Source organism: Streptomyces sp. NPDC001599, from assembly GCF_042893535.1.
GTDB lineage: Bacteria > Actinomycetota > Actinomycetes > Streptomycetales > Streptomycetaceae > Streptomyces.
Window position 1 is genome coordinate 624790 of sequence record NZ_JBIAVA010000001.1, and the last position, 26442, is coordinate 651231.

At 72.9% G+C, this 26442-nt stretch carries 26 protein-coding genes and 1 riboswitch; of the genes, 15 read left to right on the plus strand and 11 right to left on the minus strand.

Annotation, left to right across the window (positions count from 1 at the left end; genetic code table 11):
• Positions 1 to 13: 13 nt before the first annotated feature.
• Entirely contained in the window at positions 14 to 1810 is a 1797-nt protein-coding gene (locus ACFYZ3_RS02830; protein WP_388513563.1) for an AMP-dependent synthetase/ligase, read from the minus strand.
• A gap of 310 nt (positions 1811 to 2120) precedes the next feature.
• On the opposite strand from ACFYZ3_RS02830, the gene ACFYZ3_RS02835 reads away from it, so the two are divergent.
• From ACFYZ3_RS02835 to ACFYZ3_RS02860, 6 genes are all read left to right on the plus strand, one after another.
• Positions 2121 to 2918: a metallophosphoesterase gene (locus tag ACFYZ3_RS02835; RefSeq protein WP_388513564.1), complete on the plus strand. Its 798-nt coding sequence runs from the start codon at positions 2121 to 2123 to the stop codon at positions 2916 to 2918.
• A gap of 137 nt (positions 2919 to 3055) precedes the next feature.
• A complete protein-coding gene (locus ACFYZ3_RS02840) occupies positions 3056 to 3490 on the plus strand; it encodes an SRPBCC family protein (RefSeq protein ID WP_388513566.1) in 435 nt (144 codons plus the stop codon).
• 248 nt (positions 3491 to 3738) lie between these two features.
• The gene (locus tag ACFYZ3_RS02845) at positions 3739 to 4911 is read left to right on the plus strand and encodes an ArsA-related P-loop ATPase (protein WP_388513567.1); all 1173 of its coding nucleotides are present in this window, start codon (positions 3739 to 3741) and stop codon (positions 4909 to 4911) included.
• Positions 4912 to 4982: 71 nt separating this feature from the next.
• Positions 4983 to 5558 (plus strand): carbon catabolit repression protein, encoded by a 576-nt coding sequence (locus ACFYZ3_RS02850; RefSeq protein WP_388513568.1) that lies wholly within the window; start codon positions 4983 to 4985, stop codon positions 5556 to 5558.
• 54 nt (positions 5559 to 5612) lie between these two features.
• Positions 5613 to 6566 (plus strand): ROK family glucokinase, encoded by a 954-nt coding sequence (locus ACFYZ3_RS02855; RefSeq protein WP_007448618.1) that lies wholly within the window; start codon positions 5613 to 5615, stop codon positions 6564 to 6566.
• Between the two features lie 144 nt (positions 6567 to 6710).
• Positions 6711 to 7472, plus strand: a complete 762-nt coding sequence (locus ACFYZ3_RS02860) for an endonuclease/exonuclease/phosphatase family protein (RefSeq protein WP_388513569.1) — start codon at positions 6711 to 6713, stop codon at positions 7470 to 7472.
• A 25-nt stretch (positions 7473 to 7497) separates the two neighbouring features.
• Here ACFYZ3_RS02860 and ACFYZ3_RS02865 read toward each other — a convergent pair whose 3' ends face one another.
• Together ACFYZ3_RS02865 and ACFYZ3_RS02870 are read right to left on the minus strand one after the other, a co-directional pair.
• On the minus strand, positions 7498 to 8115 hold the full coding sequence (locus ACFYZ3_RS02865; RefSeq protein ID WP_388513570.1) for a hypothetical protein: 618 nt from the start codon (positions 8113 to 8115) through the stop codon (positions 7498 to 7500).
• Positions 8108 to 8911: an alpha/beta hydrolase gene (locus ACFYZ3_RS02870; RefSeq protein WP_388513572.1), complete on the minus strand. Its 804-nt coding sequence runs from the start codon at positions 8909 to 8911 to the stop codon at positions 8108 to 8110. Before ACFYZ3_RS02870 ends, ACFYZ3_RS02865 begins: the two co-directional genes overlap by 8 nt.
• 150 nt (positions 8912 to 9061) lie before the next feature.
• Here ACFYZ3_RS02870 and ACFYZ3_RS02875 point away from each other — a divergent pair, with 150 nt between their 5' ends.
• From ACFYZ3_RS02875 to ACFYZ3_RS02895, 5 genes are all read left to right on the plus strand, one after another.
• Positions 9062 to 9790, plus strand: coding sequence for a lysophospholipid acyltransferase family protein (locus ACFYZ3_RS02875; protein ID WP_388513574.1), 729 nt, complete (start codon positions 9062 to 9064; stop codon positions 9788 to 9790).
• Between the two features lie 17 nt (positions 9791 to 9807).
• The gene (gene macS, locus ACFYZ3_RS02880) at positions 9808 to 11049 is read left to right on the plus strand and encodes a MacS family sensor histidine kinase (protein ID WP_388513575.1); all 1242 of its coding nucleotides are present in this window, start codon (positions 9808 to 9810) and stop codon (positions 11047 to 11049) included.
• The gene (locus tag ACFYZ3_RS02885; RefSeq protein ID WP_388513576.1) at positions 11042 to 11764 is read left to right on the plus strand and encodes a response regulator; all 723 of its coding nucleotides are present in this window, start codon (positions 11042 to 11044) and stop codon (positions 11762 to 11764) included. The genes macS and ACFYZ3_RS02885 overlap by 8 nt, the downstream gene beginning before the upstream one ends.
• Positions 11765 to 11820: 56 nt before the next feature.
• Positions 11821 to 12849, plus strand: a complete 1029-nt coding sequence (locus ACFYZ3_RS02890) for a 6-phosphofructokinase (RefSeq protein ID WP_388513578.1) — start codon at positions 11821 to 11823, stop codon at positions 12847 to 12849.
• A gap of 82 nt (positions 12850 to 12931) precedes the next feature.
• Positions 12932 to 13927, plus strand: coding sequence for a 2-hydroxyacid dehydrogenase (locus tag ACFYZ3_RS02895; RefSeq protein ID WP_388513580.1), 996 nt, complete (start codon positions 12932 to 12934; stop codon positions 13925 to 13927).
• Here ACFYZ3_RS02895 and ACFYZ3_RS02900 read toward each other — a convergent pair.
• On the minus strand, positions 13879 to 15783 hold the full coding sequence (locus tag ACFYZ3_RS02900; protein WP_388513582.1) for an anthranilate synthase family protein: 1905 nt from the start codon (positions 15781 to 15783) through the stop codon (positions 13879 to 13881). The two genes, ACFYZ3_RS02895 and ACFYZ3_RS02900, sit on opposite strands and share 49 nt — an antisense overlap.
• A gap of 101 nt (positions 15784 to 15884) precedes the next feature.
• Positions 15885 to 15941: a trp operon leader peptide gene (locus ACFYZ3_RS02905; RefSeq protein WP_078516689.1), complete on the minus strand. Its 57-nt coding sequence runs from the start codon at positions 15939 to 15941 to the stop codon at positions 15885 to 15887.
• A gap of 104 nt (positions 15942 to 16045) precedes the next feature.
• On the opposite strand from ACFYZ3_RS02905, the gene ACFYZ3_RS02910 reads away from it, so the two are divergent.
• Positions 16046 to 17398, plus strand: a complete 1353-nt coding sequence (locus ACFYZ3_RS02910; RefSeq protein ID WP_388513584.1) for a class II 3-deoxy-7-phosphoheptulonate synthase — start codon at positions 16046 to 16048, stop codon at positions 17396 to 17398.
• 165 nt (positions 17399 to 17563) lie between these two features.
• Complete coding sequence (locus ACFYZ3_RS02915) at positions 17564 to 17797, plus strand: bacterioferritin-associated ferredoxin (protein WP_164883559.1); 234 nt, start codon at positions 17564 to 17566, stop codon at positions 17795 to 17797.
• A 17-nt stretch (positions 17798 to 17814) separates the two neighbouring features.
• Here ACFYZ3_RS02915 and bfr read toward each other — a convergent pair whose 3' ends face one another.
• Positions 17815 to 18318, minus strand: a complete 504-nt coding sequence (bfr, locus tag ACFYZ3_RS02920) for a bacterioferritin (protein WP_007448529.1) — start codon at positions 18316 to 18318, stop codon at positions 17815 to 17817.
• Between the two features lie 191 nt (positions 18319 to 18509).
• On the opposite strand from bfr, the gene ACFYZ3_RS02925 reads away from it, so the two are divergent.
• Positions 18510 to 19157, plus strand: coding sequence for a sulfite oxidase-like oxidoreductase (locus tag ACFYZ3_RS02925; protein WP_115741686.1), 648 nt, complete (start codon positions 18510 to 18512; stop codon positions 19155 to 19157).
• A gap of 21 nt (positions 19158 to 19178) precedes the next feature.
• Here ACFYZ3_RS02925 and ACFYZ3_RS02930 read toward each other — a convergent pair whose 3' ends face one another.
• The 5 genes from ACFYZ3_RS02930 to thiO form a co-directional block, all read right to left on the minus strand.
• Entirely contained in the window at positions 19179 to 20066 is an 888-nt protein-coding gene (locus ACFYZ3_RS02930; protein WP_388513980.1) for a deoxyribonuclease IV, read from the minus strand.
• Between the two features lie 477 nt (positions 20067 to 20543).
• Entirely contained in the window at positions 20544 to 22499 is a 1956-nt protein-coding gene (gene pknB, locus ACFYZ3_RS02935; RefSeq protein WP_388513585.1) for a Stk1 family PASTA domain-containing Ser/Thr kinase, read from the minus strand.
• 225 nt (positions 22500 to 22724) lie between these two features.
• Positions 22725 to 23519 carry a thiazole synthase gene (locus ACFYZ3_RS02940; RefSeq protein ID WP_361007444.1) on the minus strand — a complete coding sequence of 265 codons (795 nt, stop codon included), beginning with the start codon at positions 23517 to 23519 and terminating at the stop codon, positions 22725 to 22727.
• Positions 23520 to 23521: 2 nt separating this feature from the next.
• A complete protein-coding gene (gene thiS / locus ACFYZ3_RS02945) occupies positions 23522 to 23722 on the minus strand; it encodes a sulfur carrier protein ThiS (protein ID WP_003976708.1) in 201 nt (66 codons plus the stop codon).
• On the minus strand, positions 23719 to 24942 hold the full coding sequence (thiO, locus tag ACFYZ3_RS02950) for a glycine oxidase ThiO (RefSeq protein WP_388513586.1): 1224 nt from the start codon (positions 24940 to 24942) through the stop codon (positions 23719 to 23721). Before thiO ends, thiS begins: the two co-directional genes overlap by 4 nt.
• A riboswitch (TPP riboswitch) is annotated at positions 24940 to 25051 on the minus strand. Its footprint overlaps the gene before it by 3 nt.
• Before the next feature lie 84 nt (positions 25052 to 25135).
• Here thiO and ACFYZ3_RS02955 point away from each other — a divergent pair.
• On the plus strand, positions 25136 to 26416 hold the full coding sequence (locus tag ACFYZ3_RS02955; RefSeq protein ID WP_388513588.1) for an NAD(P)/FAD-dependent oxidoreductase: 1281 nt from the start codon (positions 25136 to 25138) through the stop codon (positions 26414 to 26416).
• Positions 26417 to 26442 lie beyond the last annotated feature (26 nt).

Here is a 26442-nt window from a genome sequence, read left to right on the forward strand (position 1 = left end):
CCAGAAGGCGCCCCTACTTGGCGTAGATCGCCTCGATCTCGTCCGCATAATCCTTCGCCACAACATTCCGCTTCAGCTTCAGCGAAGGCGTCAAGTGCCCCGAGTCCTCGGTGAACTGCGCCCCCAGCACCCGGAACTTCCGCACCGACTCCGCCTTGGACACCGCCGCGTTCCCGTCGTCGATCGCGTCCTGGATCGCCGCGAGCAGTTCCGGATCCTCCCGCAGGGACATCGCCGTCGAGCCGGCCGGCTTCCCGTGCTCCGCGCACCAGCGCCCCAGGAACTCCTCGTCGATGGTGACCAGCGCGCCCACGAAGGGCCGCCCGTCGCCGACCACCATGCACTCCGCGACCAGCGCGTGCGCGCGGATGCGGTCCTCCATGACGGCCGGGGCGACGTTCTTGCCGCCGGCGGTGACGATGATCTCCTTCTTGCGGCCGGTGATCCGCAGGTAGCCGTCCTCGTCCAGGGTGCCGATGTCGCCGGTGTGGAACCAGCCGTCGGCCAGCGCCTCCGCGGTCGCGCCCGGGTTGTTCCAGTACTCCTTGAACAGGTGCTCGCCGTGCAGCAGCACCTCGCCGTCGTCCGCGATGCGCACCACCGAGCCGGGCAGCGGCTGGCCCACCGTGCCGATCTTCTGCCGGTCCCAGGGGTTGAAGGCGGTGGCCGCGCAGGACTCGGTCAGGCCGTAGCCCTCCAGGACCGTGAAGCCGATGCCGCGGAAGAAGTGGCCGAGGCGCTCGCCGAGCGGGGCGCCGCCGGAGATGGCGTACTCGCCGCGCCCGCCGAGGACCGTGCGGAGCTTGCTGTAGACGAGCTTGTCGAAGACCTTGTGCTTGATCTTCAGTCCGACGGACGGGCCCGACGGCGTGTCCAGGGCCTTGCTGTACGCGATCGCGGTGTCGGCGGCCCTGTCGAAGATCTTGCCCTTGCCGTCCGCCTGAGCCTTGGCGCGCGCCGAGTTGTACACCTTCTCGAAGACGCGCGGCACCCCGAGGATCAGCGTGGGCCGGAAGGCCGCCAGCTCGTCGGTGAGGTTCTTGATGTCGGGGACGTTGCCCAGCTTGATCGGCGCGATCATCGGCGCGACCTGCACCAGGCGACCGAAGACGTGGGCGAGCGGCAGGAAGAGGAGGACCGAGCACTCACCGGTGCGGAAGAGCGGGCGCAGCCGTTCCACCACGTTGCCGCACTCCGCGAAGAAGCTGCGGTGGGTGAGGACGCAGCCCTTGGGACGGCCCGTGGTGCCCGAGGTGTAGACGATGGTCGCGGGGTCGTCGGCCTTCGCGATCGAGCCCCGCTCCTCGACGGTCCGGTCCGTGACGTCCTGGCCCAGGCGTCCCAGCTCCTCCACACCGCCGGCGTCGATCTGCCAGACGTTCTTGAGGGCGGGCACCTGCTCGCGCACCGACTCGACGGCGGCGGCGTGCCCGGCCGACTCCACGACGCACGCCGTGGCGCCCGAGTCGCTGAGGATCCACTGCACCTGCTCCGGCGAGCTGGTCTCGTACACCGGCACGGTGATCGCGCCCGCGCTCCAGATCGCGAAGTCCAGCAGCGTCCACTCGTAGCGCGTGCGGGACATCAGGCCGACCCGGTCGCCCGGCTGGACACCGGAGGCGATGAGGCCCTTGGCGGCGGAGTGCACCTCGGCGAGGAAGGCGCGCGCGGTCACGTCCTGCCAGGCGCCTGACACCTTGCGGGCGATGACGGCGACGTCCGGATGCTGCGCGGCGTTTCTGCGGACGATGTCGGTCAGGTTTCCGTCCGCGGGGACCTCGTACAAGGCCGGAAGGCTGAACTCGCGCAAGACTGCTGCTCCTCATAGGGCGCCGGCGCCACGACGTTGTGTGATGCGACGGTGCGGTCCAAGGCTCGGGCTGTGGCTCCGGAGGACTCATGCGGGATTCACATGTTGAAATCCAGAGCACGACTGGACGGCCCGGACGTTACCCGCCGGTATGCGTTCTCCGACAGGGGGTCCCCGCGAGATGTTCGCTGCGTCACACGGATGGGGTTTGCTTTGCGCACAGTAGTCGACGGATCAACCGACCAGCCAGTAACCGCAGGTCCGACCGCCACTGTTCACATCACGCGCGCGCTGCTTACGCTTGATCGCCATGGCACCCACACCGCCCCGTAACACGAGCACGCGCGTCCACGTGGTCAGCGACGTCCATGGCAACGCCCGCGACCTGGCCAGGGCCGGCGACGGCGCCGACGCCCTGATCTGCCTCGGGGACCTGGTCCTCTTCCTCGACTACGCCGACCACTCGCGCGGCATCTTCCCCGACCTGTTCGGCGTCGCGAACGCCGACCGCATCGTCGCGCTGCGCACCGCCCGCCGCTTCGACGAGGCGCGGGAGTTCGGCAGGCGGCTGTGGGCGGAGACCGGCGGGGAACCGCGCGAGCTGATCGAGCGGGCGGTGCGCAAGCAGTACGCCGAGCTGTTCGCCGCCTTCCCCACCCCGACGTACGCCACCTACGGCAACGTCGACGTGCCCCCGCTGTGGTCCGAGTACGCCGGGCCCGGCACCACCGTGCTCGACGGGGAACGGGTGGAGATCGGGGGCCGCGTCTTCGGATTCGTCGGCGGCGGCCTGCGGACCCCGATGAACACGCCGTACGAGATCAGCGACGAGGAGTACGCCGCGAAGATCGAGGCCGTCGGCGAGGTGGACGTGCTGTGCACCCACATCCCGCCCCAGGTGCCGGAACTGGTCTACGACACGGTGGCCCGGCGCTTCGAGCGGGGCAGCCTCGCGCTGCTGGACGCGATCCGCCGCACCCGTCCCCGCTACGCGCTGTTCGGGCACGTCCACCAGCCGCTTGCCCGGCGGATGCGCGTCGGGGCGACCGAGTGCGTGAACGTCGGCCACTTCGCCTCGACGGGGCGGCCGTGGGCGCTGGAGTGGTGAACGTGTGCGGCGGCCCCGCGCAGGTGGGTGGTGGCATTCGCCGTCCCCGTGCGCGATAGCCTTCACGCGGCACACACGTGCGCGCGACGGGCGCACGACGACCTCAGTAGCGGCCCGCATCCGGAGGAGCCACGGCGATGGCGGAACACACCAGCTCGAGCATCACCATCGAGGCGGCCCCGGCCGACGTCATGGCGGTGATCGCCGACTTCGAGCGCTACCCGGACTGGACGGGCGAGGTGAAGGAGGCACAGGTCCTCGCGACCGACGCGCAGGGCCGTGCCGAGCAGGTCCGACTCGTCATGGACGCCGGTGCGATCAAGGACGACCAGACGCTGGGCTACACCTGGACCGGCGAGCACGAGGTCTCCTGGACGCTGGTGAAGTCCCAGATGCTGCGCTCCCTGGACGGCTCCTACCTGCTCCGCCCGGCGGGCACCGGTACGGAGGTCACCTACCGCCTCACGGTGGACGTCAAGATCCCCATGCTCGGCATGATCAAGCGCAAGGCGGAAAAGGTCATCATCGACCGTGCCCTGGCAGGCCTGAAGAAGCGAGTCGAGTCGAAGTAACCCAGCCGCAGGCAGCCGAGGCGGCAGCCGCAAGCAGCCGCCGCCACAGCCGCGGGCAGCCCTCGCCAACGCAGCCGAGCCCGCCGCAGCCGCGGGCAGTCGACGCCGCCGTCGCTGCGGGCAGTCGTGCCGCTGGGGCGGCACGGGTGGGCGCAGCGGCACCCCGCACCGCCGGGCTGCGGACCCCCCCGGCACCGGCACCGGCACCGGCACCCCGCCCCGCCGACGCACCGGTACCGTTCACCCCCATGCGCACCCTCCTGATCACGGGCCCCGGCGGCACCGGCCGTACCACCGTCGCCGCCGCCACCGCGCTCACCGCCGCCCGCGAGGGCACCCGCACCCTCCTCCTCGGCACCGACCGCGACGACACCCTCGGCGCCGCACTCGGCGTGCGCACCGGCCCGGCGCCGACCCCCGTCGAACCCGGCCTCACCGCGTGGCGCCCCGACGCCGCCCAGGGCTTCCGGGACGCCCTCGCCGCCCTTCAGGACCGCGCCGCCTCCGCCCTCGACCTCCTCGGTGCCTCCCGCCTCGACCCCGAAGAGCTGACCCCGCTCCCCGGCGCCGACGACCTCGCCCTGCTGCGTGCCCTGCGCGAGGCCGCCCTCGCCGAGGCGCACGACCTCCTCGTCGTCGACCTCCCGCCCGCCCCGCGCGCCCTCGCCCTGCTCGCCGCGCCCGAGGAACTGCGCCGCGGCCTGCGCCGCCTGCTCCCGCCCGAGCGACAGGCCGCCCGCGCCCTGCGCCCCGTCCTCGGCCGGCTCGCGGGCGTCCCCATGCCGACCGAGGCGCTGTACGAGGCCACCGCCCGCTGGGACCTGGAGCTCGCCGCCGCCGAGTCCGTCCTGGCCGACCGGAACACCGTCGTACGGCTGGTCGCCGAGCCCGGACCGGCCGGAGCCGACGCCGTCCGCGCCACCACCCTCGGCCTCGCCCTGCGCGGCCTGCGCACCGACCTCCTGGTCGCCAACCGCGTGCTGCCCGAGGACACCCCGGCGGACAGCTGGCTCAGCGGCCCCCTCGCCCAGCAGCGCAAGACCCTGGAGGAGTGGCGGGGGGCGTACGACGTCCGCGCCGTCGCCCATCTCGGCCACGACCCGCGCGGCACCGACGACCTCGCGGCCCTCGGCGTGCCCGGCGTCAACGCGGACGCCTCCCCGGTCGAGTGGCCCGTCACCGACCGGCTGGCCGAGGACGGCGTGCTGGTCTGGCACATCCCGCTGCCCGGCGCCGTACGCGAGGAGCTCGACCTGGTCCGCCGCGGCGACGAACTGGTCGTCGCCGCCGGGCCGTTCCGCCGCACCGTCCCGCTGCCGTCGGCGCTGCGCCGCTGCACCGTCGACGGGGCCGCCCTGCGCGACGGCACGCTCGCCGTGCGGTTCGCGCCCGACCCGGAACTGTGGCCGCGGGGGCGATGACCCGACGGGACCCCGGACCACGGGCCCGTTCGGGTAACGTCGTAAGGACGAACCGTAGTCAGGAGTCCGTCATGAGCGAAGAGCTCCCCCCGTCAGAGGCACCCCGCCCCGACGAGGCCGACGCGGTCGACGAGACGCGAGCGGCCGACGAGACGCACGGGGCGGCAGAGGAGCCGCGCGCGAGCGACGCCGACGCCTGGGCGACCGCGTGCGCCGAGGACCTGGAGGCCGAGAAGGCCCGCCGCCGGGCCGCGTACGGGCCGCCGCCCGGCTCGGCCGCCGAGGAGCTGCGCCGGCTCGTCGACACCGTCGCGGACAAGCTGTCCGGTCTTCAGTCCCCGCTGCTCGGCCAGGTCGCCGGACCCGCCGCCCAGCAAGTGGTCCGGCAGGTCGTCCAGCAGGCCAAGGCCGCCGTCGAACCGGTCATCGAGCGCAACCCCGACCTGTTCGACCACCTCGCCGCCGCCGGTGGTGAACTGCTCGCCGCCTACCGCTCCGCCGTCCAGAACCAGGAACGCCGCTGGACCACCGGGGACACCGCGCCCAAGGACTCGCGCGACCCCCGTGACCTGGACGAACGCGACACCGACGGCCGCGACGAGGGCGACGGGGGCACCGGCCCGGGGCAGCGCATCGACCTGGACTGAGCCCTGCCTCGGGTACGGTTGCCCTTAGCGGGGCTCGACCGAACTGAGGGATTCATGGGACTCACCATCGGCGTCGACATCGGCGGCACGAAGATCGCGGCCGGCGTGGTCGACGAGGAAGGCAACATCCTCTCGACCCACAAGGTGCCGACCCCCACCACACCCGAGGCCATCGTGGACGCCATCGCCTCCGCGGTGGAGGGCGCGCGCGTGGGGCACGAGATCGTCGGCGTCGGCATCGGTGCCGCCGGATACGTCAACCGCCAGCGCTCCACGGTCTACTTCGCGCCCAACATCGACTGGCGCCAGGAGCCGCTCAAGGAGAAGGTCGAGGCCCGCGTCGGCCTTCCGGTCGTGGTGGAGAACGACGCCAACGCCGCGGCCTGGGGCGAGTACAAGTTCGGCGGCGGCAAGGGCCACCGCAACGTCATCTGCATCACCCTCGGCACCGGCCTCGGCGGCGGCATCATCATCGGCAACAAGCTGCGCCGCGGTCACTTCGGCGTCGCCGCCGAGTTCGGCCACATCCGCATGGTGCCCGACGGCCTGCTGTGCGGCTGCGGCTCGCAGGGCTGCTGGGAGCAGTACGCGTCGGGACGGGCGCTGGTGAGGTACGCCAAGCAGCGCGCCAACGCCACCCCCGAGCGCGCCGAGGTGCTGCTCGCGCTCGGCGACGGCACCCCCGACGGCATCGAGGGCAAGCACATCTCGGTCGCCGCCCGCCAGGGCTGCCCGGTCGCCGTCGACTCCTACCGGGAGCTGGCCCGCTGGGCCGGTGCCGGCCTCGCCGACCTGGCCTCGCTGTTCGACCCGTCCGCCTTCATCGTCGGCGGCGGCCTCTCGGACGAGGGCGACCTGGTCCTCGACCCGATCCGCAAGTCGTACAAGCGCTGGCTGGTCGGCGGCAACTGGCGCCCGGTCGCCGACGTGATCGCCGCCCAGCTCGGCAACAAGGCCGGCCTGGTGGGCGCCGCCGACCTGGCGAGAGAACCCGACCCGATCATGTGACGGTCACTTCCCGACTCCGGGAGCTGCGCTCACCCGAGGGGCGCGGGGAACTGCGCGACCAGCCACGACGAACCGGCAGTCGCCCACGGACCCCGCGCCCCGACCCATGAGGCGCCTGATCATGCGTTCCCGTAAATTGACGGCATGGCAACATCCCTCCCGGCGCTCCCCAACTCCCGCACCGAACCCGACGGTTCCGCGGTCATCCGCGTCCTGAGCTACAACATCCGCTCGTTGCGCGACGACACCGATGCCCTCGCCCGCGTCGTCAAGGCCTGCGCGCCCGACCTCGTCCTCCTCCAGGAGGCCCCCCGCTTCTTCCGCTGGCGCAAGAAGATCACCCGGCTCGCCGCCGCCGGCGACCTGGTCCTGCTCTCCGGCGGCGGCACCGCCGCCGGCCCCGCGCTGCTCTGCTCCCTGCGGGCCACCGTGGAGCGCACCGAGGACGTGCTGCTCCCGCTCACCCCCGGCCGGCACCGGCGGGGACTCGCCACCGCCGTGGTCCGGATCGGCGGCGCCCGCATCGGCGTACTCAGCACCCACCTGTCCCTGGACGCGGACGAGCGGCACGAACAGGCCGGGCTGCTCCTCGACCACCTGGCCACCCTCGGCGTGAAGCACGCCGTGGCGGGCGGCGACCTGAACGAGCGCCCCGGCGGCCGCACCTTCCGACGGCTCGGCGACGGGCTGCGCGACTGCTGGACCGCCGCGCCCTGGGGCGGCGAGTACACCTTCCCCGCCACCGCCCCGGACCGCCGTATCGACGCGGTCTTCGTCACCGAGGGCATCGAGGTGCTGGGCTGCGGGGTGCCGTCGGGACTGCCCGGGGTGGCCGAGGACGACCTGAGGGCGGCCACGGACCACCTACCGGTCCTGACCGCCCTCCGCGTACCCGCGACCGCCTGACCCCGGGGCCCGGCCGGCCACCCGGCTACACCACCGCGCCCCGCCCCGGATCGTCGTCGTCCTCGTCGCCCGTCCGCATCCGCACGACCAGGGTGGCGAAGCCGCCGAGGAAACCGCCGATGCTCAGGGTCGTCAGCCACCAGGTCATGTCCCAGCCGAGCACCACCGCCAGCAGAAGCAGGACCGGGCCGCCGAGCACGCCCAGCCAGGCGAACTTCGAGGTGGGATCGGTCTCGGGCAGCGGCGGCGGCTCGGGCGGCACGAAGTGGCCCTCGTCGTCCGCGTCGAAGTCGTCGTCGGACGGCTCGGCGGGCGTGTGGTCGCGGGGGCCGATGCCGGGCGCGAACGCGACGGAACTCCCCAGCGGCCGGTCCGAGGAGGGCCGGTCCGCCGAGGGCTTCTCGTCGTTCACCTCGGGCTCGAGCAGCGCCAGGTCCTCGACCGACTTGAACGGCTTGGCGCCCGGCGGGTCCGGGGGCTCCTCCCCGTACCCGGCGACGATCGAGGCCCAGGCGGCGTCCTCGTCGAACGGCGCGTCCTGCGCCTCGGGCCCGCCGTCCGCAGCGCGCTCCCGTCCCTCGCGGTGCTCCCGCTCCAGGTCCCGCTCCTCGCGGTCCTCGCGGTCGGAGTCGTGCTCAGCCACCTGCGGTAGTCCCTTCCTTGCCGAGACCGGGCTCCGGTTCCCCGACGGAACCGGGCGCGAGCCGGCCGATGAACGCGACGCTCTGCGCGAAGATCCGGTCCGCATCGTGGTCCAACGTCGCCACGTGGTAGCTCTGTTCCAGCAGGACCTCCGTCACGTCCGTCGACGACACCCGGCCCAGGATCCGCGCCGAGTCGGCCGGCGGCACCACATGGTCCCGCGGGCTGCGCAGCAACAGCAGCGGCTGCGTCACCTGCGGCAGGTCGCCGTCGGCGAGACGGAAGAAGGCGCGCAGCGAGTGCGCCGAGTGCAGCGGCACCCGGTCGTACCCCAGCTCCGCGCTGTGCGGCTTGGCGATGTCGCTGGCGATGCCCTTCGTCGCGGGCACCAGGTGGCGCAGGACCGGAAGGGCGTGCTGGGCGACGCCGTGCATCCGGTTCGCCGGGTTGACGACGACGACGCCCGACACCGCGTCCCCGTGCTTGGCGGCCAGCCGCAGCGCCAGCGCGCCGCCCATGGACAGACCGGCCACGAAGACGCGGTCGCAGCGCTCGCGCAGGGCGCGCAGCTCGCGGTCCACCTCCGCGTACCAGTCCTGCCACCCGGTGACCTGCATGTCCTGCCAGCGCGTGCCGTGCCCGGGCAGCAGCGGCAGCGCCACGGTCAGGCCGTGCGCGGCCAGGTACCGGGCCCAGGGCCGCAGCGACTGCGGGGAACCGGTGAAACCGTGACAGAGGAGGACGCCGACCGCACCGCCCTCGTGGCGGAACGGCTCGGCTCCGGGCAGGACCGACACGTCTCGGTCTCCTGTCGTCAGGGATACTCGCGGGTCTTTCACCGTACGCGACCGCACGGACACCGACCAGGGCCGTCGGGGCCATTGACGGTGTCCCGGGATAGGGTCTGACCCACGGACACGGGAGGCACTGGGTTGTTGTACGGCGCGATGAAGGTCACCGTCGGGGGGTCGCTGAAGCTCGCCTTCCGGCCCTGGGTGGAGGGCCTGGAGCACATCCCGGCCGACGGCCCCGCCATTCTGGCGAGCAACCACCTGTCGTTCTCCGACTCGTTCTTCCTGCCCGCCGTCCTCGACCGCAAGGTGACCTTCATCGCCAAGGCCGAGTACTTCAACACCCCCGGGGTCAAGGGCCGGCTGACCGCCGCCTTCTTCAAGGGCGTGGGCCAGCTCCCGGTGGACCGTTCCGGAGCGCGCGGCGCGGGGGAGGCCGCCATCAAGAGCGGCATAGAGGTCCTGGAGCGCGGCGAGCTGTTCGGGATCTATCCCGAGGGCACCCGCTCGCCGGACGGCCGCCTCTACCGCGGCAAGCCGGGCGGGCTGGCGCGCGTGGCCCTCGCCACCGGCGCGCCCGTCGTCCCGGTCGCCATGATCGACACCGAGAAGATCCAGCCGCCCGGCCAGGTGATGCCGAAGCTGATGCGGCCCGGCATCCGCATCGGCAAGCCGCTGGACTTCTCCCGTTACCAGGGCATGGAGCACGACCGTTTCGTGCTCCGCGCGGTGACCGACGAGGTCATGTACGAGATCATGAAGCTCTCCGGCCAGGAGTACGTCGACATGTACGCGACCGCCATGAAGCGGCAGCTCGCGGAGGCGGCGAAGGCGGCCAAGGCCGAGAAGGCCGCGAAGGCCGAGAAGGACCGGGCCGGGACGTAGGCGCGGGGAGGGGGGACATGGCCAGACGCGAGAGAGTCATGAGGATGTCGGTCGAGCAGCCGCTGTGGCGCGCGCTCGCCGGCTACCGCGTGCTCACCATGCTGTACGCGATCGGTTTCTTCGCCACCGCCTGGTCCGGTTTCGCCCGCCCCTGGCTCGCCGTCGCCTACTACGCGGTCCTCTTCGTCTGGACCCTGGCCACCCTCCCCAAGCTCGCGAACGCGGCGAGCTGCACCAAGCGGTTCCTCACCGCCGACCTCACCGTCGCGCTGGCCGGCATCCTGCTCACGCCCTTCGCCGACGCCCACGAACGCGTCGCGGACGGCGGCCCGACCCTGCCCTCGATATGGACCGCCGGGTCCGTGCTGGCCTTCGCCGTCAAGGGCGGCTGGCGCTGGGCCGCCGTGGCCTCCACCCTCGTCGCCGTCGCCAACCTGGTCGAACGCGGCACGCCGGCCCGCGACACCGTGCACAACGTCATCCTCGTCTGGGTCGCCTCCATCGCGATCGGCTACGTCGTCGAGGTCGCCCGCGCCTCCGAGCGCACCCTCGCGCGCGCCCTGGAGATCGAGGCGGCGACCAGGGAACGCGAGCGGCTGGCCCGGGACATCCACGACAGCGTGCTCCAGGTGCTGGCGATGGTGCAGCGCCGGGGCGCCGTCATCGGCGGCGAGGCGGCCGAACTGGGCCGGCTGGCCGGTGAGCAGGAGGTGGCCCTGCGCACCCTGGTCTCCGGCGGCCTGGTGCCCGTCTCCCGGGTCTCCGAGGACGCCGCCGACGGCGCGCTCGTACGGGTGGTCGAGGAACGGGAGGGGACGGACCCGGACGGCCCCGTCGACCTGCGTGCCCTGCTCGCCCCGTACGCCGGCTCCCTGGTGAACCTCGCCGATCCGGGCGCCCCGGTCCTCCTGGCCCCGGGTGCCGCGCGGGAACTGGCCGCCGCCGTGGGCGCCGCGCTGGACAACGTCCGCGAGCACGTCGGCGAGCGGGCCCGCGCCTGGATCCTGGTCGAGGACGAACCGGACGAGGTGATCGTCACCGTCCGCGACGAGGGGCCGGGCATCCCGCCGGGGCGGCTCGCCGAGGCCGAGGGCGAGGGACGGCTCGGCGTGGCCCTGTCGATCCGCGGCCGGCTGCGCGACCTCGGCGGCACGGCCGAGCTGATCTCGGTGCCCGGACAGGGCACGGAGGTCGAACTGAAGGCACCGAAGAAGAACGCCGGTACCACCGCGCGGGGGAAGGCAGCGGACCATGAGTGAACGACACGACCGCGAACGACGCGACCCCGAGCGGCGGGACCCCGGCCGCCGGGACCCGATCAAGGTCATGGTGGTCGACGACCACCCGATGTGGCGCGACGCGGTCGCCCGGGACCTCGCCGAGTCCGGCTTCGACGTGGTCGCCACCGCGAGCGACGGCGACCAGGCGGTGCGCCGCGCCCGGGCCGCCGCCCCCGACGTCCTCGTCCTCGACCTCAACCTGCCCGGCAAGCCCGGCGTCCAGGTCTGCAAGGAGGCGGTCGGCACCGACCCGAAGCTGCGCGTGCTCGTGCTCTCGGCGAGCGGCGAGCACGCCGACGTGCTGGAGGCGGTCAAGTCCGGCGCGACCGGTTACCTGCTGAAGTCGGCCTCCACCGAGGAGCTGCGGGACGCGGTGCGCCGCACGGCCGCGGGCGACCCGGTCTTCACCCCGGGCCTCGCCGGACTCGTCCTCGGCGAGTACCGCCGCCTGGCCTCCGAGCCCGCCCCCGCCGCGGGCACCGACGACCCCGGCGCGCCCCGGCTCACCGACCGGGAGACCGAGGTGCTGCGCCTGGTCGCCAAGGGCCTGAGCTACAAGCAGATCGCCGAACGGCTCGTCATCTCACACCGCACCGTGCAGAACCACGTCCAGAACACCCTCGGCAAGCTCCAGTTGCACAACCGCGTGGAGCTGGTGCGGTACGCGATAGAACGGGGTCTGGACGACGCGTGACCCGCGCGGGACAGTGGAGTGGCCTCAACCACCCACTGTGGCAAGGGGATTACGCGATGAAGGTCGGAGTACTGACCGGAGGCGGCGACTGCCCCGGGCTCAACGCCGTCATCCGGGCCGTCGTCCGCAAGGGCGTCCAGGAGTACGGCTACGACTTCACCGGCTTCCGGGACGGCTGGCGCGGCCCCCTGGAGGGCGACACCGTCCCGCTCGACATCCCGGCCGTCCGCGGCATCCTGCCCCGCGGCGGCACCGTCCTCGGCTCCTCGCGCACCAACCCGCTCAAGCAGCGGGACGGCATCCGGCGCATCAAGGACAACCTCGCCGCACTCGGCGTCGAGGCCCTGATCACGATCGGCGGCGAGGACACCCTCGGCGTCGCCACCCGGCTCGCGGACGAGTACGGCGTGCCCTGCGTCGGCGTCCCCAAGACCATCGACAACGACCTGTCCGCCACCGACTACACCTTCGGCTTCGACACAGCCGTCGGCATCGCCACCGAGGCCATCGACCGGCTGCACACCACCGCCGAGTCCCACATGCGCGTCCTGGTCGTCGAGGTCATGGGCCGGCACGCCGGCTGGATCGCCCTCCACTCGGGCCTGGCCGGCGGCGCCAACGTCATCCTCATCCCCGAGCAGCGCTTCGACGTCGAGCAGGTGTGCGCCTGGGTGACCTCCCGGTTCCGGGCCTCCTACGCCCCGATCGTGGTCGTAGCCGAGGGCGCGATGCCGCGCGACGGCGACATGGTGCTCAAGGACGAGTCACTGGACTCCTACGGGCACGTCCGGCTGTCCGGGGTCGGCGAGTGGCTGGCCAAGCAGATCGAGAAACGCACCGGCAAGGAGGCCCGCACCACCGTCCTGGGGCACGTCCAGCGCGGCGGCACCCCCAGCGCCTTCGACCGCTGGCTCGCCACCCGCTTCGGACTGCACGCCGTCGACTGCGTGCACGACGGGGACTTCGGCAAGATGGTCGCCCTGCGCGGCACGGACATCGTCCGGGTCCCGATCGCCGAGGCCACGGCCCGGCTGAAGACCGTCGACCCCGCGCTGTACGAGGAGGTCGGCGTGTTCTTCGGCTGACGTCCGGCAAGACGGCCGCTGACCGGCGACGGTGGGCCGAGGGTCGTATATTCGGCCCGGAGCCCACCAGGACGGAGCGGTCATGGAGATCCTTGCCTTCGGCGTCCAGGCCGACGAGAAGCCCCTGATCGAGCGGGCCTTCCGCGACCACGAGGACATTCGCTGCCTGGACGTCTTCCTCAACGAGGACACCGCCCCCATCGCGGCGGGCCACGAGGTCGTCTCCACGTCCGTCAACGCCGACCTCGGCGCGGCCGTCCTGGAGATCCTCGCGGCCGGCGGCACCCGGATGGTGGCCCAGCGCTCCACCGGCTTCAACAACGTCGACCTGGACACGGCCGACCGGCTCGGCATGACCGTGGCCCGGGTGTCGTACTACTCGCCCCACTCGGTCGCCGAGTTCGCCTGGGCCCTCGCCATGGCCGTCAACCGGCGGATCGTGCGCGCCTCCATCCGCACCCGCGACTTCGACTTCCGGCTCGACGGACTGATGGGCCGGGACCTGCACGGCCGCACCGCCGGCGTGCTCGGCACCGGCAAGATCGGCGAGGCCTTCGCCCGGATCGCCCACGGCTTCGGCATGCGCCTGCTCGGCTGGGACGTCGCAGAGAACCCGGCCTGCGCCGAACTGGGCATGCGCTACGTGCCGAAGGACGAGCTGCTGGCCCGCTCCGACCTGATCACCCTGCACGTCCCGCTGATGGCCGAGACCCGGCACCTGATCGACGCGACCGCCCTGAAGGCGATGCGCGACGACGCCATCCTGATCAACTCCAGCCGCGGCGGCCTGATCGACACCGCGGCCCTCGTCGGCGAACTGCGCGCGGGCCGCTTCGCGGGCGTCGGCCTGGACGTGTACGAGGCGGAGGCGGGCCTGTTCTTCCTCGACAAGTCCCTGGAGGCCGTCGAGGACGACACCCTGGCCCGCCTCGTCACCTTCCCGAACGTCCTGGTCACCTCGCACCAGGCCTACTACACCGAGGACGCCGTCGGCCAGATCGTCGACACGACGGTGCGCAACGTCCTCGACTACCGGGAGGGCCGCCGCTCCGAGAACGTGCTCGTACCGCGCAGCTGACCGGCCAGCTCCCGCACGATCGCGGCGCCGTTCAGGGTCAGCACCGACTCGGGGTGGAACTGCACTCCGGCGAAACCCGGCCCCCGCAGCGCGTGCACCTCGCCGCCCGCCGAACGGCTCACCTCGACGCCGTGCGCGGCCAGTTCGGCGGCCGCCGGGTCGTCGCAGCGCGCGGTGAAGCTGTTGTAGAAGCCGACCGTCTCCGGCCTCCCGAACAGGTCGATCTCCGTCTGCGCACCCTGGTACGGCACCTCCTTGCGGACGATGTCCAGCCCCAGCTCCGCCGAGATCAGCTCGTGCCCGAGGCAGACGCCGAGGACGCCGTGCCGGTTCGCCGCGAGCACGTCGGCGGTCAGGGACCGCAGGAAGCGCATCTTCGGATCGGCCGGGTCCGAGGGGTCACCGGGGCCCGGGCCCAGAACCACCGGGCCGCCCTCGTGCCCGAGCACCGCCTCGCGCAGCCCCGGCCCGTCGTACCGCCGGACGCTCACCGCCAGCCCCGAGGAGCGCAGCACGTGCGCGAGCATCGCCGTGAAGGTGTCCTCCGCGTCCACGACCAGGGCGTGCCCGGACAGCTCTGCCGACGGCTCCTGCATCCGCAGCCAGAACGGGGCCAGCGAGGCGCGGCGCCCGTCCAGCGCGGCCCGCACCCGGGGGTCGTCGGCCAGCCGCGGGCGCCCGGCCTCCGTACGCGGCCGGGACGGGCGTACGCCCAGCGCCGCCAGCACGCCGGCCGCCTTGGCATGGGTCTCCGCGACCTCGCCCGCCGGGTCCGAGCCGCGCACCAGCGTGGCGCCGACCGGCACCCGCAGCCGCCCGGCCGCGTCGATGTCGGCGGTGCGGATCAGAATGGGGGAGTCCAGGGTCTGGGGGCCGGGCTGCCCCGGCCCGTCACCAGGGTCCCGGCCGAGCAGCGCCAGCGCGCCCGCGTAGTAGCCCCGTCCGCCGGTCTCGTGCCGCTCGATGACCCGGCAGGCGTTCTGCACCGGCGAGCCGGTGACCGTCGCCGCGAACATGGTCTCCCGCAGCACCTCCCGCGCGTCCAGCGAGGACTTCCCGCGCAGCTCGTACTCGGTGTGCGCGAGGTGCGCCATCTCCTTGAGCCGCGGGCCGACGACCACCCCGCCCATGTCGCCGACGGTGCACATCATCTTCAGTTCCTCGTCGACGACCATCGACAGCTCCTCGATCTCCTTGCCGTCGGCGAGGAAGTCGAGCAGGTGCTCGGGAGTCGGCCCCTCGGCGGGGTAGCGGTACGTGCCGCTGATCGGGTTCATGACGACCGTGCCCCCGGACATCCGCACGTGCACCTCCGGGCTGGCCCCCACCAGCGTGCGGTCCCCGGTGTGCACGACGAACGTCCAGTACGCGCCCCGCTCGCCCTCCAGCAGCCGCCGGAACAGGGCCAGCGCGTCGGCCCGTCCGAACCCGGGGATCCGCCCCTCGTACGTCCGCCGGATCACGAAGTTGGCGCCCTCGCCGCGCCCGATCTCCTCGTCCAGGACCCGGCCGACGATCCCCGCGTACTCCTCGTCGCCGACGTCGAATCCGCCGCCCTCGACCCGGACCTCGTGCGCGGGCAGCTGCGCCAGCGCCTCGGCGAGCGGGATGTCGTGGCGCTCCTCGGGGGTGAGCATCAGCAGGGGTGTGCCGTCGTCGCGGACGTCGAAGCCGCGCTCGCGGATCTGGCGGAAGGGGACGAGCGCCAGCCCCTCGTCGGGCAGGTCGGCGAGTCTGTCGTGCTCGGTGACCGGGCCGAGCAGCAGTTCCACGAGGTCGTGATCGCGGCCCGGGGCGCGGCGGCGGAGCAGTGCGAACGGGCGGGGGTCGGCCAGGAGGCCGTCGAGCGGTGTCATGGTCCGGGTCCTTCTCGGTTGTCGGAGAGGAACGGACCCGGGCTCAAAAACACCGAAGGCCGCCCCTCGGGCGGCCTTCGCGAGTCCTGAGTCGCGCGCAGTCAGCGGGCCGCCGGATGAGCGGTCCACCACCAGTTCTGGGTCGAGTGCGCGAACATACGGCGCAGCGTACCCCACCGTGTCCCGTCCACAGGGCGTTACGCCTGTCTCACTCCCTGGGCATGCGGCGAGAGCGCCCATCCGACCCCGTACTGTTGAGCCCGTGACCGTGAACGCTAAGACCAGCCCGAGTGCTGGCAACACCTGGCGAGACCTGCCCGCGGCGCAGCAGCCCGAGTACCCCGACACCGAGGCTCTGCGCGCAGTGATCGCGGACCTCGAGTCGTATCCGCCGCTCGTCTTCGCGGGCGAGTGCGACCAGCTGCGCGCCCGGATGGCGGCCGTCGCCAAGGGAGAGGCGTTCCTCCTCCAGGGCGGCGACTGCGCCGAGGCCTTCGACGCGGTGTCCGCGGACCACATCCGCAACAAGCTCAAGACCCTCCTCCAGATGGGCGCCGTCCTCACCTACGCCGCGTCCGTGCCCGTGGTGAAGGTCGGGCGGATCGCCGGCCAGTACTCCAAGCCGCGCTCCAAGCCGACCGAGACCCGCGACGGCGTGACGCTGCCGACCTACCGCGGCGACTCCGTCAACGGCTTCGACTTCACCGAAGAGGCCCGGATCCCGGACCCCGAGCGGCTCAAGCGCATGTACCACGCCTCGGCGTCCACGCTGAACCTGGTGCGCGCCTTCACCACCGGCGGCTACGCCGACCTGCGCCAGGTGCATGCCTGGAACCAGGACTTCGTGAAGTCCTCCCCCTCCGGCCAGCGCTACGAGCAGCTCGCCCGGGAGATCGACAACGCGCTGAACTTCATGCGGGCCTGCGGCACGGACCCGGCCGAGTTCCAGACCGTCGAGTTCTTCTCCTCGCACGAGGCGCTGCTGCTCGACTACGAGTCGGCCCTCACCCGCGTCGACTCGCGCACCGGGCAGCTGTACGACGTCTCCGGGCACATGGTGTGGATCGGTGAGCGCACCCGGCAGCTGGACCACGCGCACATCGAGTTCGCCTCGCGGATCCGCAACCCCATCGGCATCAAGCTCGGCCCGACCACCACGGCCGAGGAGGCGCTGCAGTACATCGAGCGTCTGGACCCGGAGCGCGAGCCCGGGCGGCTGACCTTCATCGTCCGGATGGGCGCGGACAAGATCCGCGACAAGCTCCCGGAGCTGGTGGAGAAGGTCACCGCCTCCGGCGCCACGGTCGCCTGGATCGCCGACCCGATGCACGGCAACACCTACGAGGCGGCCTCCGGTCACAAGACCCGCCGCTTCGACGACGTGCTCGACGAGGTCAAGGGCTTCTTCGAGGTGCACAAGTCGCTCGGCACCCACCCGGGCGGCATCCACGTCGAGCTGACCGGCGACGACGTCACCGAGTGCGTGGGCGGCGGCGACGAGATCTTCGTCGACGACCTCCACCAGCGCTACGAGACGGCCTGCGACCCGCGGCTCAACCGCAGCCAGTCGCTCGACCTGGCGTTCCTGGTGGCGGAGATGTACCGGGACCAGTGACGGTCCGCCCCCGGGCGGGCGGGTGAAATGGGGCGCGGGTCACACGGGATCCGCGCCCTTCCCACTTTTGCCGGCCTTGCGCCATGGGTAAGGTTAGGTTTGCCTCACCGATCAGTCGGGCCCCCCGGTCGTCGGTACGGCACGACCTTGTACCCCGCCCGGGAGGTGAACCGCGTGTTCGTCTGCAGCTGCTTCGGTGTCACCGAGGAACAGGTGAAGAGCCACGCGGAGGCCGGCGCGTGCACGCCCCGGCAGATCGCCTCCGCCTGCAAGGCGGGCACCGACTGCGGCGGCTGCGTGCGGCGCATCCAGGCCCTGCTCGGGCGCGGCGCCTGCCCCCGCCGACAGCTGGCCGACCAGGGCGCCCCGGTCCTCTCGGAGCTTCCCGAGGCGGCCTAGCCGCACCTCCGGTTCTGCTAGAGGGAGCCCGGGCCGGACGGGTCCGGCTGGGTCTGCTCGATGACCGTCGACAGGTACAGCGACTCGCCCAGCTTCTCGATCAGGTCGAGCTGGGTCTCCAGGTAGTCGATGTGGTGTTCCTCGTCGGCGAGGATCGCCTCGAAGACGTTGGCCGACGTGATGTCGTGCTTGGCCCGCATCACCTCGATGCCCCGGCGCAGCCGGTCGATCGCCTCCAGCTCGATCTCCCGGTCGGCCTGGAACATCTCGGTCACGCTCTGGCCGACCCGCACGTGGAAGAGCCGCTGGTAGTTCGGCAGGCCGTCCAGGAGCAGGATGCGGTCGGTGAGCACCTCGGCGTGGCGCATCTCGTCGAAGGACTCCGCGCGCGTGTACTTCGCGAGCTTGGTCCAGCCCTTGTGGTCCTGCAGCTTCGCGTGCAGGAAGTACTGGTTGATGGCCGTGAGCTCGGCGGTCAGCTGCTCATTGAGGAACTCGATGACTTCCGGGTCGCCCTGCATCGCTTGACGCTCCTTCGAACGGGAACAGGCGTGTTGCGCGGCATGATTGCACCGGCATCGAAGATCGTCCAGTAAGTCTTGACTTAGTAAGTAAGTACAGGCTTAGTCGGTTTGGTCGGCATTGCTGGCTTTTGCCCGAATGTAAGTGGGGTGGGTCAGGGGCATCGGTCCGGGTCTGTCAGGATGGAGGCATGGGTCAGCCGGTGGAACACGGATCGGGAGAAGACGGTTCGCAAGGAGCGTCGCGGTTCGAGCTCCCGCCCGGGCAGCGGCTACAGCGTGGCTGGCCCGTCACGCACTACGGACCGGTTCCCAAGTTCCGCCCCGAGCGGTGGGAGTTCCGGGTCTTCGGCGCCACCACCGACGACGAGAAGCACGGCTGGACCCACGACGAGTTCAGCGCCCTGCCCTACACCACGGTCGTCGCCGACCTGCACTGCGTCACGAAGTTCAGCATGCTCGGCGCCGAGTGGGGCGGCGTCCCGGCCACCACGATCCTTCGGCTGGCCCCGCCCGCGCCCGCCGTCACCCACGTGATGGTGTGGGCCGAGTACGGCTTCAGCTCCAACCTCAGGCTGTCCGACTTCGCCGCCGAGCGCACCCTCTTCGCCACCCACAAGGACGGCGAGCTGCTCACCGCCGAGCACGGCTTCCCGCTGCGGCTGGTCGTGCCGCACCTGTACGCCTGGAAGGGCCCGAAATGGGTGCGCGGCATCGAGTACATGACCGCCGACCGGCGCGGCTTCTGGGAGGAGCGCGGCTACCACAACATCGGCGACCCCTGGCGGGAGCAGCGCTACTCCTACCAGGAGGAGCCCGGGGACGGCCCGGAGCCGTGACCGCCGTACGGTCCCCGCGGGTCAGCCGTCGCGCAGCCTCTTCAGCCGCGCCACGTCCGCCGCGTGTCCCTCCTTGCCGCCGGGCGTCTCGATGACCAGCGGCACGCCCTCGGTCGCCGGGTGCGTCATCAGCGCGCGGAACGGGTCCTCGCCGATGTGACCGGCGCCGATGTTCTCGTGCCGGTCCTTGTGGGCTCCGGCCACGTCCTTCGAGTCGTTGGCGTGGATCAGCTTCAGCCGGCCCTCGCCGACGGTGTCCACCAGCAGGTCGAGGGTCCGGTGCATGCCGGAAGGGCCGGTCAGGTCGTGGCCGGCCGCGAAGATGTGGCAGGTGTCCAGGCACACCCCCAGCTTCGGATGGGCGTCCAGCGCCTCGAAGTACGGCCCGAAGTCCCAGGTCCGCGAGCACAGGGAGGCGCCCTGCCCCGCCGTCGACTCCAGCAGCAGGTACGGGTCGTCGTCGTGGGTCAGCTCGTCCAGCAGCGGCAGCATGTGCTCGCGCACCTGCTTCAGCGCCACCGACCTCTCCCGCCCGCCGGTCGCGCTCCCGGTGTGCACCACCACGCCGAGCGCCCCGATGGCCCGCCCGCGCCGCAGCGAGTGCCGCAGCGACTCGACCGACCGCTCCACGGTCGCCTCGGTGTGCGAGCCGAAGTTGATCAGGTACGGGGCGTGCACGTACGCCGGGACCGACCCGGCCGCACAGGCCTCGCGGAAGGCCTCGTCCTGCTTCGGGTTGCCGGCCGGGGTGGCCCAGCCGCGCGGATTGGCGACGAAGACCTGCACGGTCTCCGCCTTCAGCTCACGGGCGTAGGACAGGCCGACGGAGTGCAGCCCGCCGGCCACGGGGACGTGGCCGCCGACGGGGTTGCGCGGCACGGGGGAGGGGGATGCGGATGCGGTGCTCATGTCCGCACCAAGGATGCCAGGACAGGTGGGCGGACCCCGGATCAGGGTAGGACTGCACCAGCGCACCAGCGCACCAGCGCACCAGCGCACCAGCGCACCAGCGCACCAGGGCTGCCGAGCCGGCGGAGGGTACGCGTCGTCGCGCAGGGCCACCGGACCGGGCATCGCGGGCCGGCCGCCGGCCTGACCCAGGTCGCCGTGCGGGGTGAGCACCGAGACGTCCTCGTGGTGGCTCCCGCCGGTGCAGCGGTGCCCGCCGCCGGGGGAGCCGGTCAGCACGTAGCGGGGCGGGACGACGACCCCGCCGCCGACCGGGTCGCCCGCCGGGCCGAGGACGCTCGCCCGCCAGTCGTCGCTGACGGCCGTCCGTGCGACCGGTACCGCCATGGCGGCGGTCCGCGACGGAGGAAGCAGGGAGGGCAACAGCCCTTTGCGCGCGGTCCGTCGACCAGGTGTCCGGCCTGCTCGGCCGCCGGGTCAGCGGATGGTGATGGTGACCGTCGACCCCTCGGGAGCCGTGTCCCCGCCGTCCACGGACTGCTTCTTCACGGTGTCGCCGAACAGCCCGAGCAGCCCGCGGTCCTCGTCCACCTCGAAGCCCGCGTCCTCGAGCTTCTGCTTGGCGTCGTCCACGCTGTCCCCGACCACGTCCGGGACCTCGATCATCCGGGGCCCCTTGGACACCGTGAGCGTCACCGTGTCCCCCTCGGCGGCCCGGCCGCCCGGCTCCGGCGTCTGCCGGGCCACCTGGCCGCTGTCGTACTCCGAGTTCACCCGCTCGTCGGCGACCTTCACCTTCAGGCCGGCCCCCTCCAGCTCGGCCCGCGCCTCGTCCAGGTCGTCGCCGGTGACGTCCGGAACGTCGACCGGGCTGCCCTTGCTGACGACCAGGGCGACCGCCGAGCCCGCGCGCACCGTGGTGCCGGACCCGGGCTTGGTGGAGATCACGAAGCCCTTGGCCACTTCGCCGCTGAACGCCCGGGTCACCATGCCCGGCTCCAGCCCCTCCTCCTCGAGCAGCGTGCGGGCCTTGTCCAGCTTGTAGCCCGTGACGTCCGGCAGCTTCACGGTGTCGGGGCCGTCGGAGACGGTGAGGGACACGGAGTCGTTCTTCCGGATGCGGTCGCCCACCCCGGGGTCGGTGCTGATGACCTTGCCGCGCTCCACGGTGTCGCTGTAGGCGTGCCGCACCTTGCCGACGTCGAGACCGGCGTCGTCCAGCCGGTCCCGGGCCTGCGCCTCGGTCTTGGACAGCAGCGGCGGCACCTTGGTGAACTGGCCGGAGTTGATGTACCAGACGCCCGTGCCGACCCCGAGCACCAGCAGGACGGCCACGACGATCGTCAGCGGCCCGCGGCGCAGCCGCAGCCGCCGGGACGGGGAGGGGGCGGGCGGGGGAGCGGCGAGCCGGCTGGTGCGGTTGACCCCGTCCGAGGCGAAGCGGCCGTCCGGGCCGGCGGACTCGTCGTCCTCGTTGACGGGCAGCGGCCGGGGCATCGTCAGCGCGCGCGGGATCACGCTCGTGCGGTCCTCGGCGTTGTCGTGCTCCGCGGCGAGCGCCTGCGGCGGCACCGCGTCCAGCTGGGCCGCGCTCAGCGACTCACGCGCCTCGCGGGCCCGCGCGAGCAGCGCGACGGCGTCGTGCGGCCGGATCTCAGGGTTGCGCGCGGTCGCCGCGGCCACCAGCTCGTCCAGCTCGTACGCCATCTCCGGCACGGCGGCCGACGGCGGCGGCACGTCCTCGTGGAGGTGCTTGTAGAGCACCGCCGCGGGGGAGTCCCCGTCGTGCGGCTTGGCGCCGGTCAGCATCTCGTACAGCACGACACCGCACGCGTACACGTCGACCCTGGGGTCGGCGGTACCGTGCTCGATCTGCTCGGGCGCCAGATAGGAGACGGTGCCGAGGACGGCACCGGTGGTGCTGGTCACCGTGTCCACGGCGCGGACCAGGCCGAAGTCGGCGACCTTGACCCGGCCGTCGTCCCCTATCAGGACGTTCTCCGGCTTCATGTCCCGGTGCACGAAGCCCGCCCGGTGCGCGGCGCCGAGCGCGGCCAGGACCGGCTCCAGGATGTCCAGCGCGGCCCGCGGCCTGAGCGCCCCGCGCTCGCGCAGCACGTCCCGCAGGGTGCAGCCCGCGATGTACTCCATCGCCAGGTAGACGTACGCCCCCTCGGCACCCTGGTCGAAGACCTGGACGACATTGGGGTGGTCGAGCCGGGCCACCGACTTGGCCTCGCGGATGAACCGCTCGACGAAGGTGGCGTCGGTCGCGAGCGTCGGGTGCATCACCTTCAGCGCGAGCACGCGGTCCAGGCGGGTGTCCACGGCCCGGTAGACCGTGGCCATCCCGCCGACCGCGATCCGCGCCTCGACGCGGTACCGGCCGTCGAGCACCTGCCCGACGAGAGGGTCCTGAAGGGTCGTGTCCACGCAGGTGAGTGTACGAGCCACCACGGACACCCCGCGCCGCCGAGCAGAATGGGACCGGTACTGAAGCGCACCTGTGACGTATCGAACATAGCTGCGGGCGATCGTGCCGCAGGGGCGGCACGGGTGGGCGATGGGGGTACCTCCCAGGCCGTTCAGGCACTGGGGGAGGCACCCCGCAACGCCGGGCTGCGCACCCCACCCCCGCCCAGCCCCGGCACCGGTCCGCTAGAAGGCGGGCCGCTCCGGATCCAGCACCGCCAAGCCCTCCGCGGGAGACGACGCCTCGGCGAAGTGCCGCCGCGGAATCCGCCCGGCCCGCCGGGCCAACCTCCCCGCCTCCACCGCGGAGCGCATCGCGGAAGCCATCAGCACCGGCTCCTGCGCCCGCGTCACCGCCGAGGCCAGCATCACACCCGCGCACCCCAGCTCCATCGCCAGCGCCACGTCCGAGGCCGTACCGGCCCCGGCGTCCAGGATCACCGGCACGCGCGCGTGCTCCACGATCAGCTGGAAGTTGTGCGGGTTGCGGATCCCGAGCCCGGACCCGATCGGCGAGCCCAGCGGCATGATCGCCGCGCACCCGACGTCCTCCAGCTTCCGCGCGAGCACCGGGTCGTCGTTGGTGTACGGCAGGACGGTGAACCCGTCGTCCACCAGCGTCTCCGCCGCGTCCAGCAGTTCGACCGGGTCCGGCAGCAGGGTGCGCTCGTCGGCGATGACCTCCAGCTTGACCAGGTCCGTGCCGAGCGCCTCGCGTGCCAGGCGGGCGGTGAGCACCGCCTCCCCGGCGGTGAAGCAGCCGGCCGTGTTCGGCAGCACCCGGATGCCGAGCCGCTCCAGCACGGACAGCACGGAGCCGTGCACCGACGCGTTCACCCGCCGCATCGCGACGGTCGTCAGCTCCGTCCCGGAGGCCACCAGCGCGCGCTCCAGCACGTCCAGGCTGGGCGCCCCGCCCGTACCCATGATCAGGCGGGACGCGTACGTCGTGCCGCCGAGGACGAAGGGATCGTCGGCCATGGTCAGCCTCCTTGGACGGCGGTGAGGATCTCGACACGGTCGCCGTCGGCCAGGGCGGTGGCGGACCACCGCGCGCGCGGGACGACGGTTTCGTTCAGGGCGGCGGCCACTCCGGACGGTGCCGCGGTGAGCGTGCCCACCAGCGCGTCCAGGGCGGTGCCGGGAGCCACCTCGCGCGGCTCGCCGTTGACGGAGATGTTCATGCGGGCTGCTCCGAGAGTGCGGGGACGGCGTTGAAGCGCCTGGGACTGAAGGGACGGGCCTCCTCCGACAGCTCCCCGCCGGTCAGGGCGTCCGCCATGACGTCGCCGGTGACGGGGGTGAGCAGGACGCCGTTGCGGTGGTGACCGGTGGCCAGCAGCAGGCCGTCCAGGGCGGTCGGGCCGAGCAGCGGGGCGTTGTCCGGGGAGCCGGGGCGCAGACCCGCGCGGGTCTCCGTCAGGGGCAGCTCCGTGATGCCGGGGACCAGCTCGTGCGCGTCGCGCAGCAGTTCGTAGACGCCGCCCGCGGTGACCGTCGTGTCCCAGCCCAGCTCCTCGCTGGTGGCGCCGACGACCAGCTCGCCGTTCTCCCGGGGCACCAGGTAGACATGGTTGCCGCGCACCACGGCGCGCACGGTCCGGTTCAGCAGCGGCGCCCGTGCCCCCGTCCGCGGCATGGCCAGCCGCAGCACCTGTCCCTTCACGGGCCGCACCGGCGGAATTACTGCCTCCGGCACGCCCCCCAGCCGCCCGCTCAGGCTGCCCCCGGCCAGCACCACCTGCCCGGCCTCCAGGGCGGTGCCGTCGGCGGTGACGACGCCCGCGGCCCGGTCCCCGCGCCCGACGGTGAGCCGCTCGGCCCACACCCGGTGGAAGACCACGCCCGCGTGTTCACAGGCGGCCACCAGCGCGCGGGCGAGGCGGCGGGGGTCGATCTGGTGGTCGCCGTCCACCCGGAGCCCCCCGCGCACGCCCGGCGCGAGCATCGGCTCCAGGCGCCGGCACTCGCGCCCCGACAGCCACTCGGACTCCAGGCCGGAGCGCTGCTGGAGCGCGTGCAGTTCGCGCAGGTGGGCGCGGTCGTCGGCGTCCAGCGCGACGGCGAGCGTGCCGCAGCGCCGGTAACCGAGGTCGTGGCCGGTCAGCTCGGTCAGCTCGGCCGCGAACTGCGGGTAGCGGCGGGCCGAGGCGAGGTTCAGCGCGAGCAGCGTCTCCTCGCCGTAGTGCAGCTCCGTGACGGCGGCGAGCATCCCGGCCGCCACCTGGGCCGCCCCGCCGCCCGGCTCGGGGTCCACGAGGGCGGTGACGAGCCCGCGCCGCGCGGCCCGCCAGGCGGTGACGAGCCCGATGATCCCGCCGCCGACGACGAGCACGTCGGGCGTACGGGACGTACGAGGTGTGTGCGCAGGCGTGTGCGATGGAGACGACAACGGAGACGACATGGGCGTCCAGCCCCTCCCTTCGCCGGCATGACCCGGATCAGGTTCGTACGGTCGGAGGCCGCCAGCCTCCCTCTCAGCCCGGTGCGTCCGGGCTCCCGCGAGTGCTTTACGTCGGCCACCCTAGCCCGCAGCGCGTCGCACGGGTAAGGGAGCCTCACCGACCGGCGAATCGCCGGGTGTCTATGGTGATCGGGTGAGCGAGCAGACGCGGGAACGGGGACAGGGACCGGCGGCGGACGCGGAGCGCCGGGTGGTCGTGGTGGGCGCCGGGATGGCGGGCGTGCAGACCGCGGTCGCCCTGCGGGAACAGGGTTTCACCGGCCCGGTGACCCTGATCGGCGCGGAGCCGCACCAACCGTACGACCGCCCCCCGCTGTCCAAGGCCGTCCTGCTCGGCACCGCCGAGGGCTCCGCCTTCGACGTCGACTTCGAGGCACTCGGCATCACCCTGCGGCTGGGCTGCGAGGCGCTGGGCGTGCGCACCGGCGAGCACGTCCTGGACACCTCCGAGGGGCCCGTGCCGTACGACGTCCTGGTCCTGGCGACCGGTGCCGAACCGGTCCGCCTCCCCGGCGCCGAGGGCGTGCCCGGCGTGCACCTGCTGCGCACCCTGGACGACGCGGAACGACTGCGGCCGGTGCTCGCCCGGCAGCACGACGTCGTGGTCGTCGGCGCCGGCTGGATCGGCGCCGAGTTCGCCACCGCCGCGCGCGAGGCGGGCTGCGCGGTGACCGTGGTGGAGGCCGCCGACCGGCCGCTGGCCGACGCGCTGCCCGCCGAGGTCGCCGCGCCGATGACCGCCTGGTACGCCGACGCCGGAGCCGAACTGCGCACCCACGCGCGCGTGGAGCGCGTCGAGCCCGGCGGCCCCGGTGAGCCCGGCCGGGTCGTCCTCGACGACGGCACCCGGCTGCCCGCCGACGCGGTCGTCGTCGGCATCGGCGCCCGCCCGGCCACCGGCTGGCTCGCCGGCTCCGGCATCGCCCTCGGTGCGCACGGCGAGGTCCTGGCCGACGACCACCTGCGCACCTCCGCGCCGGACGTCCACGCGGTCGGCGACTGCGCCTCCTTCCCCTCCGCCCGCTACGGCGAGCGGCTCCTGGTGCACCACTGGGACAACGCCCTCCAGGGCCCGCGCACGGTCGCCGCCGACATCGTCGGCGCCCCGGGCGGCGAGGCCCCGGCGGCCTACGACCCGGTGCCGTACTTCTGGTCCGAGCAGTTCGGCCGCTTCGTGCAGTACGCCGGTCACCACACCGCCGCCGACACCACTCTGTGGCGCGGCGACCCCGCGAGCCCGGCGTGGACGGTCTGCTGGCTGCGTGAGGGCCGCCTGATCGCCCTGCTCGCGGTGGGCCGCCCCCGCGACCTGGCACAGGGCAGGCGCCTGATCCAGGCGGGCACGCCGATGGACCCCGACCTGCTGGCCGACCCGGCGAAGCCGCTGAAGGCGGCGACGGCGGCCACGGCGTAGCCAGGTTTCCCACTGTCAGTGCCAGG